The organism is Bacillus sp. 01N45, from assembly GCF_056399205.1.
The window spans coordinates 1-15,087 of sequence record NZ_JBFTQW010000011.1 but is presented as its reverse complement, the minus strand read 5'-3'; the positions used below and the strand labels follow the sequence as shown (position 1 = coordinate 15,087).

Sequence of the window (15,087 nt, the reverse complement as noted above, 5' to 3'; positions counted from 1 at the left end):
GTGCGTTCTCCTCTCTTATTATCTCGCTCCTATTATTATACAGAAAGTTTGGATAAATTTTAAAACATAACTTGTAAAGTAATGAAATATGTTGAGAGTAGAGAGGAGAGGATAAGATGGAAGATCAAGGCGTACTAGCAGGTTTCTTTGCTCTTAGTTTTGCGTTTATTCTTGTTGTATTGATTTGGGCAATTATTGCGTATTTATTAACGGCTTTTGCACTGTATACGATGGCGAAAAATGATGGTGCAACGGATGGTGCTCTTGCGTTTATTCCTTTTTTAAATAGTAAGATATGGGGTGATTTAGCAAAAGACAAATTACCGGATTTCTTAAAAGAAGAAGCAGGATGGAAAGTATTCGGCATATATGTCGCGTGTTTCATTTTTAACTTCGTACCAATTCTATATTTATTAGCAACAGCTGTATCGATTGTGCTGTCTATTTATCTTATCTACGCAATTTTAGATAGATACGGAACGAATTCTATATTGTTTACGATTATTCATACAATCACATTTTCGGTTTTCTTACCGATTCACTTATTCATTATTCGGAATGAGCCGGTAAGGTATAACGAGTAGGGATATTTGAAAAATCATTCATATAATTGTATTGAACAAGAAAAAGGGCTGTCACATGTGACAACCCTTTTTCTACTACATAAGGTAGCGTAAATAAATATAAATATGAGAAATGATTAATGAAACGATCATAATTGGGAAGCCGACTTTAAGGAATTCCATGTAGCTAAATTTATGGCCCTCACGACTTGCGATACCTGCAACAATTACGTTAGCAGAAGCTCCGATTAATGTTCCGTTTCCACCTAGACAAGCACCTAATGCTAATGCCCACCATAATACGTCGATTTGTGCGTCAGAAGGTGATAAACCTAGCCCAACTGCCATATCGTTAATAAGTGGGATCATTGTTGCAACGAATGGAATGTTATCAATTGTTGCAGAGGCGATACCAGATACCCATAAAATAAGGATAGATGCGTAAGAAACATCTCCACCTGTTATTCCAATTACTTTTTGAGCTAACATTTTGATAAGGCCGATATCAATAAGTCCTCCAACAAGTACGAATAGTCCTGCGAAGAAGAAGATTGTTACCCACTCTACACTTGCGAATACCTCTTCAATTTCATGTTCTTTCACACCGATTAGCATAAGTACAGTAGCACCAGTTAAAGCGATGATAGCTGCATCAACATGGAAGATCGAATGAGTCATGAAACCTACGATTGTAAGTCCAAGTACGGTTAAAGATTTTTTCATTAATACTGGATCTTTAATGTATTGTTTTTCATCTAAACTCATTAATTTTTTAATTTGTACAGGATCAGCAATTAATTGTTTACGATACATGAAGTAAAGTATTGTCGCTGTAACAGCAATAATAATGATTACGATAGGTGCTAAGTTGAATAAGAACGCATTGAAATCTAAATGCTTATTTGCAGAACCAATCATAATGTTAGGTGGATCACCAATTAATGTTGCTGTTCCTCCAATGTTTGAAAAAATAATTTCAGAAAGTAAATAAGGAACAGGATTTACTTTCAGTATGCGCGTAATAGATAAAGTAACTGGAACAACAAGAAGTACAGTTGTAACGTTATCTAAAAATGCGGAACCAAGCGCAGTAAGTAAGGAAAGTGAAATTAAAATTTTAATTGGATTTCCTTGCGCCCCTTTTGCTGCTTTAATGGCAACGTATTGGAAGACACCCGATTTACTTGTAATGTTCACCAGAATCATCATACCGATGAGTAGCGTAATCGTCCCCCATTCAATATGTTTCGTAAAGGCGTTGTGTAAATCAACGACCCCCATAATTACCATGAGTGCTGCACCAAGAAGTGCGATGACAGCGCGATTAATTTTTTCTGAAATAATAATGGCATATGTAATTAAAAAGACTGCGATAGCAAAATAATACTGCCAGTTTGCGAGCTCTTGCGTTGTTTCGTGCAAAACTCTCATCTCCTTTCATTCACTTTTCTTAGTGTGTCAAAAAATTAACTAGATGAAACACACATAACGTCATTATAAAGTAGAAAAAAGGGGGATGTAAATGAAAGGGCTTATTTTGTCATATTTTCTGCATCGGTCATTTTTTCTTATTTTTAAAAATATTTGTGGGCATTTGACATATATATAAGATACATCCAATCTGAATATTTAAAATGGAATTAGCATTCGAGCTTGTTCGTGTAGGAGTGTCAAATAGAAAGGAATGACAAAGATGATAAGGAAGGGATCGTATGGATGAACAACGATTTTTATTTTTGGATTTTGAGTTTACGATGCCCCAGCACAGAAAAAAACCAAAAGGATTTTTCCCGGAAATCATTGAAGTAGGACTCGTTTCGGTTGTTGGCTGTAAGGTAGAAGACACGTATTCAGCTCATGTTAGGCCGAAAACTTTTCCTTCTTTAACGGATCGATGTAAGAAATTTTTAGGAATTAAACAAGAAGTCGTAGATAAAGGAATTGCGTTTCCAGAACTCGTTGAAAAACTTGCAGAATATGAAAGGAGATGTAAACCAACCATTGTTACGTGGGGAAATATGGATATGAAAGTGTTGAAGCATAATTGTGAAATGGCAAGAGTAGACTTTCCGTTCTTAGGACAGTGTCGTGATTTATCACTTGAGTATAAGAAGTTTTTTGGGGAGAGAAATCAAACAGGATTGTGGAAAGCAATTGAGGCATATGGAAAAGCAGGGACGGGTAAGCATCATTGTGCGCTAGATGATGCGATGACGACGTATAATATTTTTAAATTAGTAGAAAAAGATAAAGAGTATTTAGTGAAACCAGCACCTCCAACATTGGGAGAACTCGTTGATTTTTCAAAAGTGTTAAAGAAAGTGAGTACACAGTAACGACCAAATTGCATAGTATGTAATTTGGTCGTTTTGTTTTTTTAAAGTTTGTAGTCTTTTTTTAACTGCTCTAATGTTTCTAGACTACGAACCGCAAAAGGTGAATCATCTTCAGAAAATGAATCCATTTGAGTTTCCAATGCTAATTTGAGTGACTCTGTATACTCTGGAATTTCTCCTTCATATTTCTTCACCATTTGCTCTGGAATGTTCGTCTGTTCACGGAAAGCTAAAGCACGTCTTTCATGGAAAAATGGTACGTCAGCTTGTTTTACATTATGTAAGTCACCTTGCACCGGATGTTTTAAAACAGCTAACACTTTTACGACGTAACTGCCAGGACGGCTATTTGTAACTTCGCCGATGTATTTGCCAGTTTTATAAATACCAGTAACGATTTCACCAATTTCAAATGTTTCTCTCATATTTTTCACCTCAAGTTTATAGTAAGGAAAGTGTGCGAAGGAGTCAAAGAAATCATTCGCTTTCGGAATGCCCCCTTGAGAATATGGATAGGTTCCACTATAATTTTATATTATATAACAGAAAATTCTGATGTTTTTTGAATCCTATAATAAGGAGTGTTCCGTATGATGCCTTTATATTTTCCGGAAGATAAAACAGAATATATTATTCCAGGGATTGTTTGCGTTCTATTTATCATTGGTGCCGTTGCTACGTGGCGTATGTTCATTCGTGTATCAAAACGCGAAGCGGAGCGATTACAGAAAGTTGAAGAAAAACTTTTAGCGGAAAAGAAACAGTAACTCATTTTTGTATGTTTCCCTCTATGCTCGGACAATCTAAGGGCAGAATATATTTTGGAGGGAATAGAATGAAAAAACGGCTTTTTTTAAGTTGTTGTTTATTATTTCTGATGGCAGGTTGTGACCAAGGGAAGCCGAAAGAAATTGACGTGAAATTACATAATGCTTCAGGCGATGAAGTGGGGACTGCGAAAGTAGTGCAGCAAACAAGCGGAGTGAAAATTACGATTAAAGGGGAAGGTTTCGCACCAGGCGCGCACGGACTGCATGTACACGAAATTGGTGAGTGTAAAGCACCACGTTTTGAATCATCTGGTAATCATTTTAATCCTGATAATAAAAAGCATGGACTTCTTAATCCGAAGGGTGCAGAAAACGGTGATTTACCGAACGTAATTGCAGACGGTTCTGGAAAGATTAAAGCAGAAATCGATGCGCCGCACATAACGCTTGAAGAAGGGAAAACAACGATTCATAGAAAAGATGGAGCGTCTATTATTATTACAGAAAACGCTGATGATGGTATGACACAACCAACAGGTAAATCCGGTGATCGAATTGCTTGTGGTGTCATTGTAAAAAAAGCGTCGGATATGAAGAAAAAGTAAAAGCTACCGTGCATGGTAGCTTTTTTTGTGAAACGTATTTGAAAAGATATTGATAAAGGAGGTTTTCCCGAATTACCTCCTTTCTTATTCTGAAAACGTATGGCGCAGTCTATTTAAAATTTCTTCTAAAACAGATCTTGGACAGCCGATGTTAATTCGAATATGTTCTTCGCCGCCTAATCCGTATTTCTCACCAGGTTCAACGATGATTTTCCCTTTTTCCTCAAGTAATGCAGTGCGTTCATTTTGAGAAAGCTGTAGGCGGGAGCAATCGATCCATAATAAAAAGCTACCTTCTGGTTTCGTTACAGAAAGAGCGGGTATGTGATTTTTAATATATTTACAAGCGAATTGAGCGTTATCTTCTATATATAATCGAATTTCATGTAGCCAATCATTACATTCTGTATAGGCACTTTGCATCGCTGTATAGGCAAATGTATTTAATCCGTGGAAACCTTGTCTATATTGGATAGATATAAAGGTTTGACGGAGTTTTTCGTTTGGAATGATAATAATCGATGCCTGTAATCCAGCGATATTAAATGTTTTACTCGGAGCCATACAAGTAATCGTGCGCGCTGCTAATTCTTCAGATAAGGAAGCGAACGGTGTATGCGTATGATCTCCGTAAATAATATCGGAATGAATTTCATCCGCGACAACGATTACATTATATTTTGTACATAACGTGCCAAGTTGTGTAAGTTCCTCTTTTGACCAAACACGCCCGATTGGATTGTGAGGACTACAAAGAAGCATGAGTTTGACGCCTTGTTGAAATTGCTTTTCTAAATGATCGAAGTCTATCGAATATGTATCATTTTGTTTCTGTAAAGGACTCACGCATAATCGTCTGTTGTTTGTTGTGACCATTTCGAAAAATGGGGGATAAATAGGTGGTTGTACGAGAACGGATTCGTTTTCCTTTGTGAAGGCCTGTATGCTCGCACTAAGAGCTGGAACGATTCCCGCGCTAAAGACAATCCAATCTTTTTGAATATCCCAGTTGTACTGTTTTTTTGTCCAGTTACAAATAATATCTCCAATATTTTCGGGAGGAAGTGTATAGCCGAAAATAGGATGCTCGATACGTTTCTTTAAAGCAGTCTGAATTGGTTGTGGTACTTCAAAATCCATATCAGCAATCCAAGCATGGAGAAGTTCTTCGTTTTTATACGTATCCCATTTCGTACTATGGGTTCCACGTCGATTGACTGTTTTATGAAATAGTTGCATAAGTTTGCCCCCTTCTTCTGTAAACCGTTAAGTTATGAAAGTTCTCTCTCTTCTTATAGAATAGCTGATGTGATAGGATAAAGAAAAGCATTAAAAAGTGAAAAGGCGGGAAGCGAATGGGTACATATGAAAAGATGATAGAGGTTGTGAAGAATTGGGATCCGTTTCAAATGGGACCGGAGTTTTATGAAACAGAAGCGAGCGATGTTGTGAACGTCGTAAGTGTGTTCGACGATCCAAAATACATCGCAAAAAAGATTCAACATATATACTTTATGTCTTTTGAGGAAGTACCTGCGCTTGGAAAATGTGAGAAGTTAGCTGTGGAATTACTTGTAATAAAAGAAGGCGGAAGTTGTTCATTGTAGGCTGTCGGAATTTCCGACAGCCTTTTGTATTATTGTGCAGAAAAAGCGATAATTTCTTCATAAACAAGTTCAGGCTTTTCTTCAGGTAGTAAATGTCCTGTGTTTTCGTAAGAAATAAATTTAGAATTTGGTAAATCTTTGTGTAGCCGATGACCTACATGTACAGGGACGACACGATCTTTTTCACCCCAAATGAGTAGTGTAGGTGTTTCGATTTTTTGTAATTCATTTGAAGATAAATCACCTTCACGGTCTCTTATCATACGAGTTAAAGCAGGGAATATACGGTTGTCATAAAAAGGAGCGGAGTAACCTTCCTTCATTTCATCGTCAATTAATGAGTGATCATGAACGACATTCATTAAGTTATGAACAATCCCGCGCCGTATAATCCAGTTCTTTACGTATAAATGAAAGAACGGTAAATAAGAAGAGTACAGTAAAGGTAAGGTTGCGCGTGCTAAATAGCTAGAGCTGCATAGTAAAATTGTCTTTGAGATTAATTCAGGGCGTATACGGTTTACATAGAGAGAAATTTGTCCACCCATAGAATGCCCAACTAACACAATATTTGAGAGAGATAAATGTTCAATTAAATCGATAATAACCGTTGCTAAATTATGATAAGAATACTTAAAGAGATGAGACTTATCACTTTTTCCGAACGGTGGCAAATCAAGAGCTAGTACTGTTCCTGCTTTCGATAATAAAGGAATGAGGCGGCGGTAACTGAATGAGGAAGATAAAAAGCCGTGAACGAGTACGAAAGTAGGACGTTCCGTTTTGTTGTCATGTTCATACAATTCGTAATGAATAGTAGTGCCGCGAGTGGAAAAAGTGAAATAAGGACAAGTATATTCGTGATTCATTTTTTGTCACTCCATTGATTTTTGTTCATATCATCTCCAAGGCAGAAAAAAATATGTTAACAAAAAAAGGCAAGATGACGATGTCATCTTGCCTTTTGCTTATTCATCATTATCCACGAACAATATTAGGCGGTGTTTTTCCTTGTAACCCTGCAACTAAATTTTCAGCGGCTGTCATAGCCATTTGCTGCCTAGTTTTTAATGTTGCAGATCCGATGTGTGGTAAAGTCACAACATTTTGTAATGATAAGAGCGGATTATCTTTTTGAATCGGCTCTTGTGTAAAAGTGTCAATGCCTGCTGCAAAGATTTTCTTTTCTGTTAACGCATGTATTAACGCTTCTTCATCTACTGTTTTTCCGCGAGAGGCATTAATGAAGATTGCTGTTTCTTTCATTAATGAAAATTCCTTTTCTCCGATAAGATGATACGTTTCATCTGTTAATGGAGTAAGAAGAACAATAAAATCAGATTGTTTGAGTAACGTCTGTAAATCACAATATGTAGCATCGAATTTTTGTTCAGCTTCTTCTTTACGGCGACGGTTATAATACAGAACATTCATATCAAATCCGAATTTCGCCCGTTTTGCAACGGCTTCTCCAATTCGTCCCATTCCGATAATACCGATTGTACTATGGTGTACATCCAGCCCGAAGTGCTCTTTTCCGATTTCGGCGTTCCATTCACCATTTTTCACGTAGGAGTCGAGTTCGCAGACGCGGCGACCAGCAGATAACATAAGAGCGAAAACAAGGTCCGCTACTGTATCATCTAATACATATGGTGTATTCGTTCCAATGACATTGCGCTTTTCCATCGCTTGTAAATCAAAATTATCGTAACCGACAGAAATGTTGCTCACTACTTTTAAGTTAGGAGCTACATTTAATAATTCTTCATTAATAGCAGATCCGAAATTTAATAAGCCATCTTTATTTTGTATTTTCTCCAATAGGACATCACGAGGTACCTTCTCATTTTGCTCCCATTTTTCATAATCACAGTGTTCTGATAAATAGTTTTCTACAAATGTTGGAACTGGTTCAGCAATATAAACTTTTGGTTTCACGGTTCCATCCCCTTTCGCTTTATCACGCATTTTCCCGCTGATTAAAGTTTCACTTTACCCCGCTTTAACGAGCAGTAAGACTCCCACCTAAAAAGACGGCTGAGGCAAAGAAGTGAGGTGGGAGATCAACTGCTCGTAAAAGCCCGATTGGTTCAACTAATAATCAGCGGGGTGAAGCATTCCGATGATTAAAGTTTCACTTTATTTTGACATAATTCACTAAAAAAATCTTCTTTTCAAACTGGAAGGGGTATTTGTATAATTTAGACACAAACGAAAAGGAAGGATGATTTATATGGTGACAGAAAAAGAATTAGAATTATTAGCTTGTCTTGAAAAAAGTAGTCGATTATCTGTAGATACATTAGCGAAGCTGTTAAATATAGAAGTAGAAGAAGTAAAGAAGATGGTTGAAAAATTAGAAGCGGAAAAGATTATTGTTGATTATGTAACACATATCGATTGGACGAAGGTAAAAGAACATACAGGTTTAACGGCGATGATCGATGTGAAAGTTACGCCAAAGCGCGGCGTTGGGTTCGATGCGGTTGCTGAACAAATTTATCGTTATTCAGAAGTGAAATCTGTGTATTTAATGTCAGGGACATACGATCTTTCTATTACATTAGAAGGAAAGACAATGGGAGAAGTCGCGATGTTTGTTTCTGAGAAATTAGCAACAATTGAATCTGTCGTTTCTACAACAACGCATTTCATTTTGAAAAAGTATAAACATGAGGGAATTATTTACGAAAAAAACGATGATGATAAGCGCATTGTGGTGACACCATGAAGCAATTTGAACTATCTAGAACGGCAGAATCTTTACAACCATCTGGTATTCGAAAGTTTTTCGATTTAGCAGCAAATATGAAAGGTGTTATTTCTCTTGGAGTAGGAGAGCCTGACTTTGTTACACCTTGGAATGTAAGGCAAGCATGCATCCGTTCTTTAGAACAAGGATATACGTCATATACAGCAAATGCAGGATTATTGGAACTGCGCCAAGAAATAGCAAAGTATCTAAAAAAACAATTTGCAGTATCTTATGATCCGAACGATGAAATCATTGTTACAGTTGGAGCGAGTCAGGCGTTAGATGTAGCGATGCGCGCCATTATAAATCCTGATGATGAAGTACTCATTATTGAACCAAGCTTCGTTTCTTATGCACCGCTTGTGACATTAGCTGGAGGAGTTCCGGTTCCTGTGGCAACGACTTTAGAAAACGAGTTTAAAGTACAACCAGAACAAATTGAAGCAGCTATTACAGCGAAAACAAAGGCAATTTTGCTTTGTTCACCAAATAACCCAACAGGTGCAATGTTAAATAAATCCGAGCTTGAAGAAATAGCAGTGATTGTTGAGAAGTACAATTTAATCGTATTATCTGATGAAATTTATGCAGAGCTTGTATACGACGAAGTATATACAAGTTTCGCGAGTATTAAAAATATGCGCGAGCATACAATTTTAATTTCGGGATTTTCAAAAGGGTTTGCGATGACAGGATGGCGCCTCGGTATGATTGCAGCTCCTGTTCAATTTTCGGAATTAATGCTTAAAATTCATCAATATTCCATGATGTGTGCACCGACAATGTCTCAGTTCGCAGCACTCGAAGCGTTACGCGCGGGGAATGATGAAGTAATTCGGATGAGAGATAGTTATAAGAAACGCCGTAATTTTATGACGACATCGTTTAATGAAATGGGTTTAACGTGTCATGTGCCGGGCGGAGCATTTTATGTCTTTCCTTCTATTTCTTCAACTGGACTATCTTCGGCAGAATTTGCAGAACAGTTATTATTAGAAGAAAAGGTGGCTGTTGTACCTGGAAGTGTATTTGGCGAAAGTGGTGAAGGATTTATTCGTTGCTCGTATGCAACATCGCTTGAACAACTTATGGAAGCAATGAAGAGAATGGAACGGTTGATAGAAAATAAAAAAAGGACAAAACATAATACGTTTTGTCCATAAAAGGGGGGGAATACTAGAAAGCCATGTGTTAGTATTCTATCCCAATATTAGAAAATTATACGTACTCTAGGAAATTTTTCGTTAATTTTGAATGAGTTCTGTCATAGTGGTATAATTTACTAATATAAGGTATGCATATCCTGAGTAGCTTTACTTAGGGTACGTACTAACTAATCGGATATTTAACAATAAATCATCTGCTTTACTATCTACAATTGTAGAGAAAATGGTAACGTATGGGAGTGTTTCATATGTCAGAACAATATACAACTGGAGTGGTTGTAACAGGGAAAGTGACTGGGATTCAAGATTACGGAGCATTTGTAGCGTTAGATGCAGAAACACAAGGGCTTGTGCATATATCTGAAATTACAAATGGATATGTAAAGGATATTCATGACTTTTTAAAAGTCGGCGATACAGTAGAAGTAAAAGTACTTTCAATTGATGAAGAACACAGAAAAATGAGTTTATCGTTAAAAGCGGCGAGAAGAAAACAAGGGCGGATCCTTATACCGAATCCATCTGAGAACGGATTTAATACGCTGCGAGAAAAGCTAACCGAATGGATTGAAGAGTCCGAGTTAACAAAGTAAAAGAGGAGCGCATATGAGCGTTCCTCTTTTACTTTGTCTTATGATATATATTTGCAAATATGATTGCATGCAATCATATTCGTATGTCGGAGGTGAAATAAAGACATACTGACTAGTGGATTTCGTTCGTTTCTGGGTGAGTGCCAAGATTTTCTGATGGTTTAAAGAGTAAACCAAGATTGATAAGCCCAGAAATACCGACGATGCCGTAAATAATACGGGAAAGAGCTGAATTTTGTCCACCGAAAATGGCTGCCACTAAGTCAAACTGGAAGAACCCGATTAGTCCCCAGTTCACGGCGCCAATTACAGTAAAGACTAATGCGATACGTTGCAGAGTACTCATGAAAAAGCCCCCCTTAATTGTGAAGCGTGAACAAGCGATGAGTTAATTAACTCCTTTATAGAATGGTGTAGTTATGTTGTTTTTATACATAAAAAATATAAGAAAAAGGATGTATATACATCTATACCGAAAAATGCGAATTTTTATGCAAAAAATGAACTTTTTCTAAAAAATATATATTGGTTACGTTTACAATGGTTGAATCGCTTGATTTACAACTTCAGTTTCGCTAAAGTGAATACAGAAATACATATACATTATTGGAGGGAAAAAGATGAGTACACATGTAACGTTCGACTATTCTAAAGCGTTATCCTTCATCGGTGAACATGAAATCACTTATTTACGTGATGCAGTGAAAGTAACACATCATGCAATCCACGAAAAAACTGGAGCTGGGAACGATTTCCTTGGGTGGGTAGACCTTCCGCTTCAATATGACAAAGAAGAATTTGCTCGCATTCAAAAATGCGCAGAAAAAATTAAAAATGACTCTGACATTTTACTTGTTGTAGGTATCGGTGGTTCTTACCTAGGAGCACGTGCAGCAATCGAAATGTTAAACCATTCTTTCTACAACACGCTATCTAAAGAACAACGTAAAACTCCACAAGTGCTATTTGTTGGACAAAACATTAGCTCCACTTACATGAAAGATTTAATGGACGTATTAGAAGGTAAAGACTTCTCTATTAACGTTATTTCCAAATCAGGTACAACAACAGAGCCGGCACTAGCATTCCGTATTTTCCGTAAGTTATTAGAAGAAAAGTATGGAAAAGCAGAAGCTCGCAAACGTATTTATGCAACGACAGATAAAGCACGTGGTGCATTAAAAACATTAGCTGATAACGAAGGTTACGAAACATTCGTTATTCCAGATGATGTTGGAGGACGTTTCTCTGTATTAACGCCAGTTGGTTTATTACCAATCGCAGTAAGTGGCTTAAATATTGAAGAGATGATGAAAGGTGCAGCTGCTGGTCATGATGACTTCGGTGCATCAGAACTAGAAGAAAACCCAGCTTACCAATACGCAGTAGTTCGTAACGCTTTATACAATAAAGGAAAAACAATTGAAATGCTTGTTAACTATGAGCCGGCACTTCAATACTTCTCTGAATGGTGGAAACAGTTATTTGGTGAAAGTGAAGGGAAAGATCAAAAAGGTATTTTCCCATCTTCAGCAAACTTCTCAACTGACTTACACTCATTAGGTCAATACGTTCAAGAAGGTCGTCGTGACTTATTCGAAACAGTTCTGAAAGTAGGTAAATCTACACATGAACTAACAATTGAATCAGAAGAAAACGATTTAGATGGATTAAACTACCTTGCTGGTGAAACTGTAGACTTCGTAAACACGAAAGCATACGAAGGTACATTACTTGCACATAGCGATGGTGGCGTACCAAACTTAATCGTAAATATCCCTGAATTAAATGAGTACACATTCGGTTACCTTGTATACTTCTTCGAAAAAGCATGTGCGATGAGCGGCTACTTATTAGGCGTAAATCCATTCGACCAACCAGGAGTAGAAGCATACAAGAAAAACATGTTTGCTTTACTTGGTAAACCAGGATTTGAAAAGTTAAAAGCAGAATTAGAAGAGCGTTTAAAATAATAAAAAGCGACCGGAATCCGGTCGCTTTTTATTATTTTATCGAAAAGTCCATCGGTATATTCAAACTAGAGTGGGTATGCTAAAGAAAAAGTCTAGGAGGGATGGGCTTGATTCCGATTCAATCAAATTTAGAAGGACGTACATATGCGTTATATAAGTTAGAAGAGATAATGAAGCCACTTGGGTATAACATTGGTGGCAATTGGGATTACGATAAAGGATGCTTTGATTACAAAATCGATGAAGAAGATGGCTATCAATTTTTACGAGTGCCATTTACAGCAGTGAATGGCGAATTAGATGTGCCTGGTGTAATAGTCCGTCTGGAAACGCCGTATATTCTTTCGCACGTATATCAAGACGAACTAGATGATCACGTAAATACTTTAACGGCTGGAACGAGTGGAATGGATCAATTTGCTGAGCCGAAAGATCCAGATGGAGATGTGAAAAGAAAATATATCAATATTGGGAAAGTGCTCATGCAGGAACTAGAAAAACATTTTCTTAATGGTGAATAACAATGAGTATGTCGCTTTCAATGAGAACAAAGGAATGGACTGGATTAATCATATATTGTTCGTCGCGTTTTATACCTAGTAAGAGAATATTTTGCTTTAAAAGAGTATAGCTACAATTTGCAAAAGTTTGTCCAGTGCAGGAAGGATAAAGCTCCATCAGTTGTAATTTGTTATCAGAGATTTCATCGTAAAGTGAGAATAGTACGCCTGAAATGGAAGGGAATAAAAGAGAAGCGGTAAATACGTAGCTCGTTAATTTATTTCCTTCTATAATTTCTGATACACCAGCTCTAGTTGCATTTTGTATTTGTTCAGAAGTAAGAAGTTCGGCGATGCAGTGAATGTTTGGATTGAGACCTTTCGCAGTTAAAATATTTAAAATGGACTGTGTATCTGCTAAGCTTTCATTTTTTTCTTTATCAGCTGTTATTAATATAGTGTGAGCCGTTGTAATGTTAGCTTTTAATAAAGTTTGATCGTGATGCGGGCAACCCTTTATAAATTCTAAATGATGAAATGGTTTTGGAAGTAAAGAAAGTGTTTCATCAATTAAAACGATATCAAGGTTCGGTTGTAAGATGTGCATTTGTTTTACAACATGTTTTGCCCGTTCATTCCAACCCACGATAATCATATGACCGTTAGAGGTAGCGGCTTCTTCTCCTTTAATTTTCATATATTGTTTATTAATCATATCAGTGGCGAACAGAACCATATAATAAGAACAAAAACCGGTTCCAAATAAAATAATACCCATACCGATAAGTTTGCCTATTAGTGTATGCGGGGCAAAGTCACCATAGCCAACGGTGAAAATGGTAACGATTGACCACCAAACTCCATCAAACCATGTGGTGAAGTGCGATGGCTCTAATCTATGTATAAGGAAGCCAGAAAAAGCAGTAAGTAAAACAATAAAGCAAACTAAACGAAAAATAATGGAATCACGAAATGTATCTACTAAATTTGGACGGGATTTCAAACTCTTATTCCTCCTTACTTTGCAGGACTACATTCATTGTTACCATTATAGAAAAAAGAAAAACTCTCTAATTTAAAAGAGAGTTTGTTTTACATTACATACTTTCTAATTCAGTTTGTTGGACACTTTCAAGATGCTGGAGGGCGTAGTAAACATCAGCGGTATGCCTTTTTTGATCGATAGATAATTTCAAATGTAAATAGTGAGAGCCATTCTCCAATGTTTTGAGCTTCATATTCTTAACTTTTATATCCATTTCTTTTATTTCTTCAATTACAATTGGGATATTGTCCATATTTCGCACGACAAGTTTTACTGCGATATCACGTTGACGAAATGATTTCGGTCCTACAAATTTCATTGCTAATGGTATAAGTTCAACGCTAATCATAAGGAAACACATTCCGAAAATTGCTTCGATATAGAATCCAGCCCCAACAGCAATACCAATACCAGAAGCACCCCAAATCATAGCAGCAGTCGTTAGTCCTGCAATGCTATCGTTTCCTCTTCGTAAAATAACACCGGCACCTAAAAAACCGATTCCTGATACAATTTGAGCGGCAAGTCGAAGTGGATCCATATTCATATGATCGGTATGTGGTAAATTGTAAGCCGCTTTAATAGAAACAATCGTCAGGAGGCAACTAATGATAGAAATAACTAAACAAGTTTTTAAACCAAGTGGTTTTCGTTTTAATTCGCGCTCTAAACCGATAGCGAACCCTAAAATAGCCGAGAGACCTAGTTTGATTAATAAATCGGCATAGTCCATATATATTCCTCCTTGTATGATATGGTATATGAATAAAACATTTATTATAGAAAGAAACGCTTTTGATAGAGTGACTTTATATAGAATATATGTAGGAATTATTTATACATGAAAGAGATATTTCGTTTAAGTATATGATATTAACAAAGAAATTAGGGTGATCTAAAAAAAAGTTTATAAAAGGTGTTGCATTTCGATTTTCACCATGATATATTAATAACCGTCGCTGATGGGGAAACGCAGAAAACGACAAAAAAGAAATTGAAAAACTTAGTTGACATCGAAAAACGAAGATGTTAACATAAGGAAGTCGCAAATGAGCGACCAAGTAGTTCTTTGAAAACTGAACGAAACAAACAACGTGAAACGTCAATTTTTATTTTTAGATGCTAGACAAACTAACTTTATTGGAGAGTTTGATCCTGGCTCAGGATGAAC

18 protein-coding genes are annotated in these 15,087 nt (G+C 36.7%); 10 read left to right on the top strand and 8 right to left on the bottom strand.

Features of this window, described 5'->3' with window-relative positions; genetic code table 11:
• Window positions 1–116 precede the first annotated feature (116 nt).
• Complete coding sequence (locus AC1DMU_RS22140) at window positions 117–584, top strand: hypothetical protein (protein WP_000390066.1); 468 nt, start codon at window positions 117–119, stop codon at window positions 582–584.
• Between the two features lie 75 nt (window positions 585–659).
• Here the strand turns inward: AC1DMU_RS22140 and AC1DMU_RS22135 are convergent, their stop codons facing one another.
• Window positions 660–1,985, bottom strand: coding sequence for an ArsB/NhaD family transporter (locus AC1DMU_RS22135; RefSeq protein ID WP_137011545.1), 1,326 nt, complete (start codon window positions 1,983–1,985; stop codon window positions 660–662).
• Between the two features lie 290 nt (window positions 1,986–2,275).
• Here AC1DMU_RS22135 and kapD point away from each other — a divergent pair, with 290 nt between their 5' ends.
• Window positions 2,276–2,899 (top strand): 3'-5' exonuclease KapD, encoded by a 624-nt coding sequence (gene kapD / locus AC1DMU_RS22130; protein WP_088064700.1) that lies wholly within the window; start codon window positions 2,276–2,278, stop codon window positions 2,897–2,899.
• A 41-nt stretch (window positions 2,900–2,940) separates the two neighbouring features.
• On the opposite strand, the gene kapB is transcribed toward kapD, so the two are convergent.
• Window positions 2,941–3,324 (bottom strand): kinase-associated lipoprotein KapB, encoded by a 384-nt coding sequence (kapB, locus tag AC1DMU_RS22125; RefSeq protein WP_088064699.1) that lies wholly within the window; start codon window positions 3,322–3,324, stop codon window positions 2,941–2,943.
• Window positions 3,325–3,489: 165 nt separating this feature from the next.
• Between kapB and AC1DMU_RS22120 the strand changes: the two genes are divergently transcribed.
• Complete coding sequence (locus AC1DMU_RS22120) at window positions 3,490–3,666, top strand: hypothetical protein (RefSeq protein ID WP_000982763.1); 177 nt, start codon at window positions 3,490–3,492, stop codon at window positions 3,664–3,666.
• A gap of 68 nt (window positions 3,667–3,734) precedes the next feature.
• Window positions 3,735–4,274 (top strand): superoxide dismutase [Cu-Zn], encoded by a 540-nt coding sequence (sodC, locus tag AC1DMU_RS22115; protein ID WP_000746533.1) that lies wholly within the window; start codon window positions 3,735–3,737, stop codon window positions 4,272–4,274.
• Between the two features lie 84 nt (window positions 4,275–4,358).
• Here sodC and AC1DMU_RS22110 read toward each other — a convergent pair whose 3' ends face one another.
• Window positions 4,359–5,513, bottom strand: coding sequence for a MalY/PatB family protein (locus AC1DMU_RS22110; RefSeq protein WP_088064698.1), 1,155 nt, complete (start codon window positions 5,511–5,513; stop codon window positions 4,359–4,361).
• Between the two features lie 116 nt (window positions 5,514–5,629).
• Between AC1DMU_RS22110 and AC1DMU_RS22105 the strand changes: the two genes are divergently transcribed.
• Window positions 5,630–5,881: a YugE family protein gene (locus tag AC1DMU_RS22105; RefSeq protein WP_000537643.1), complete on the top strand. Its 252-nt coding sequence runs from the start codon at window positions 5,630–5,632 to the stop codon at window positions 5,879–5,881.
• Between the two features lie 29 nt (window positions 5,882–5,910).
• Here AC1DMU_RS22105 and AC1DMU_RS22100 read toward each other — a convergent pair whose 3' ends face one another.
• Window positions 5,911–6,750: an alpha/beta fold hydrolase gene (locus tag AC1DMU_RS22100; RefSeq protein WP_088064697.1), complete on the bottom strand. Its 840-nt coding sequence runs from the start codon at window positions 6,748–6,750 to the stop codon at window positions 5,911–5,913.
• 109 nt (window positions 6,751–6,859) lie between these two features.
• Complete coding sequence (locus AC1DMU_RS22095) at window positions 6,860–7,852, bottom strand: 2-hydroxyacid dehydrogenase (protein WP_087986052.1); 993 nt, start codon at window positions 7,850–7,852, stop codon at window positions 6,860–6,862.
• A 265-nt stretch (window positions 7,853–8,117) separates the two neighbouring features.
• Between AC1DMU_RS22095 and AC1DMU_RS22090 the strand changes: the two genes are divergently transcribed.
• The 3 genes from AC1DMU_RS22090 (at window position 8,118) to yugI (ending at window position 10,398) form a co-directional block, all read left to right on the top strand.
• Complete coding sequence (locus AC1DMU_RS22090; RefSeq protein ID WP_000255701.1) at window positions 8,118–8,615, top strand: Lrp/AsnC family transcriptional regulator; 498 nt, start codon at window positions 8,118–8,120, stop codon at window positions 8,613–8,615.
• Window positions 8,612–9,802, top strand: a complete 1,191-nt coding sequence (locus AC1DMU_RS22085; RefSeq protein ID WP_088064696.1) for an aminotransferase — start codon at window positions 8,612–8,614, stop codon at window positions 9,800–9,802. The genes AC1DMU_RS22090 and AC1DMU_RS22085 overlap by 4 nt, the downstream gene beginning before the upstream one ends.
• A gap of 251 nt (window positions 9,803–10,053) precedes the next feature.
• Entirely contained in the window at window positions 10,054–10,398 is a 345-nt protein-coding gene (gene yugI, locus AC1DMU_RS22080) for a S1 domain-containing post-transcriptional regulator GSP13 (protein WP_000003769.1), read from the top strand.
• Between the two features lie 112 nt (window positions 10,399–10,510).
• Here the strand turns inward: yugI and AC1DMU_RS22075 are convergent, their stop codons facing one another.
• A complete protein-coding gene (locus tag AC1DMU_RS22075; protein WP_048542215.1) occupies window positions 10,511–10,744 on the bottom strand; it encodes a DUF378 domain-containing protein in 234 nt (77 codons plus the stop codon).
• A gap of 274 nt (window positions 10,745–11,018) precedes the next feature.
• On the opposite strand from AC1DMU_RS22075, the gene AC1DMU_RS22070 reads away from it, so the two are divergent.
• The gene (locus AC1DMU_RS22070) at window positions 11,019–12,371 is read left to right on the top strand and encodes a glucose-6-phosphate isomerase (RefSeq protein ID WP_048542213.1); all 1,353 of its coding nucleotides are present in this window, start codon (window positions 11,019–11,021) and stop codon (window positions 12,369–12,371) included.
• Window positions 12,372–12,478: 107 nt separating this feature from the next.
• A complete protein-coding gene (locus AC1DMU_RS22065; RefSeq protein WP_137014476.1) occupies window positions 12,479–12,892 on the top strand; it encodes a YugN-like family protein in 414 nt (137 codons plus the stop codon).
• On the opposite strand, the gene AC1DMU_RS22060 is transcribed toward AC1DMU_RS22065, so the two are convergent.
• Both AC1DMU_RS22060 and AC1DMU_RS22055 read right to left on the bottom strand, forming a co-directional pair.
• Window positions 12,879–13,874, bottom strand: a complete 996-nt coding sequence (locus AC1DMU_RS22060; RefSeq protein WP_087986054.1) for a potassium channel family protein — start codon at window positions 13,872–13,874, stop codon at window positions 12,879–12,881. The genes AC1DMU_RS22065 and AC1DMU_RS22060 overlap by 14 nt on opposite strands.
• A gap of 94 nt (window positions 13,875–13,968) precedes the next feature.
• Complete coding sequence (locus AC1DMU_RS22055; protein WP_088064695.1) at window positions 13,969–14,649, bottom strand: MgtC/SapB family protein; 681 nt, start codon at window positions 14,647–14,649, stop codon at window positions 13,969–13,971.
• Between the last annotated feature and the right edge of the window lie 438 nt (window positions 14,650–15,087).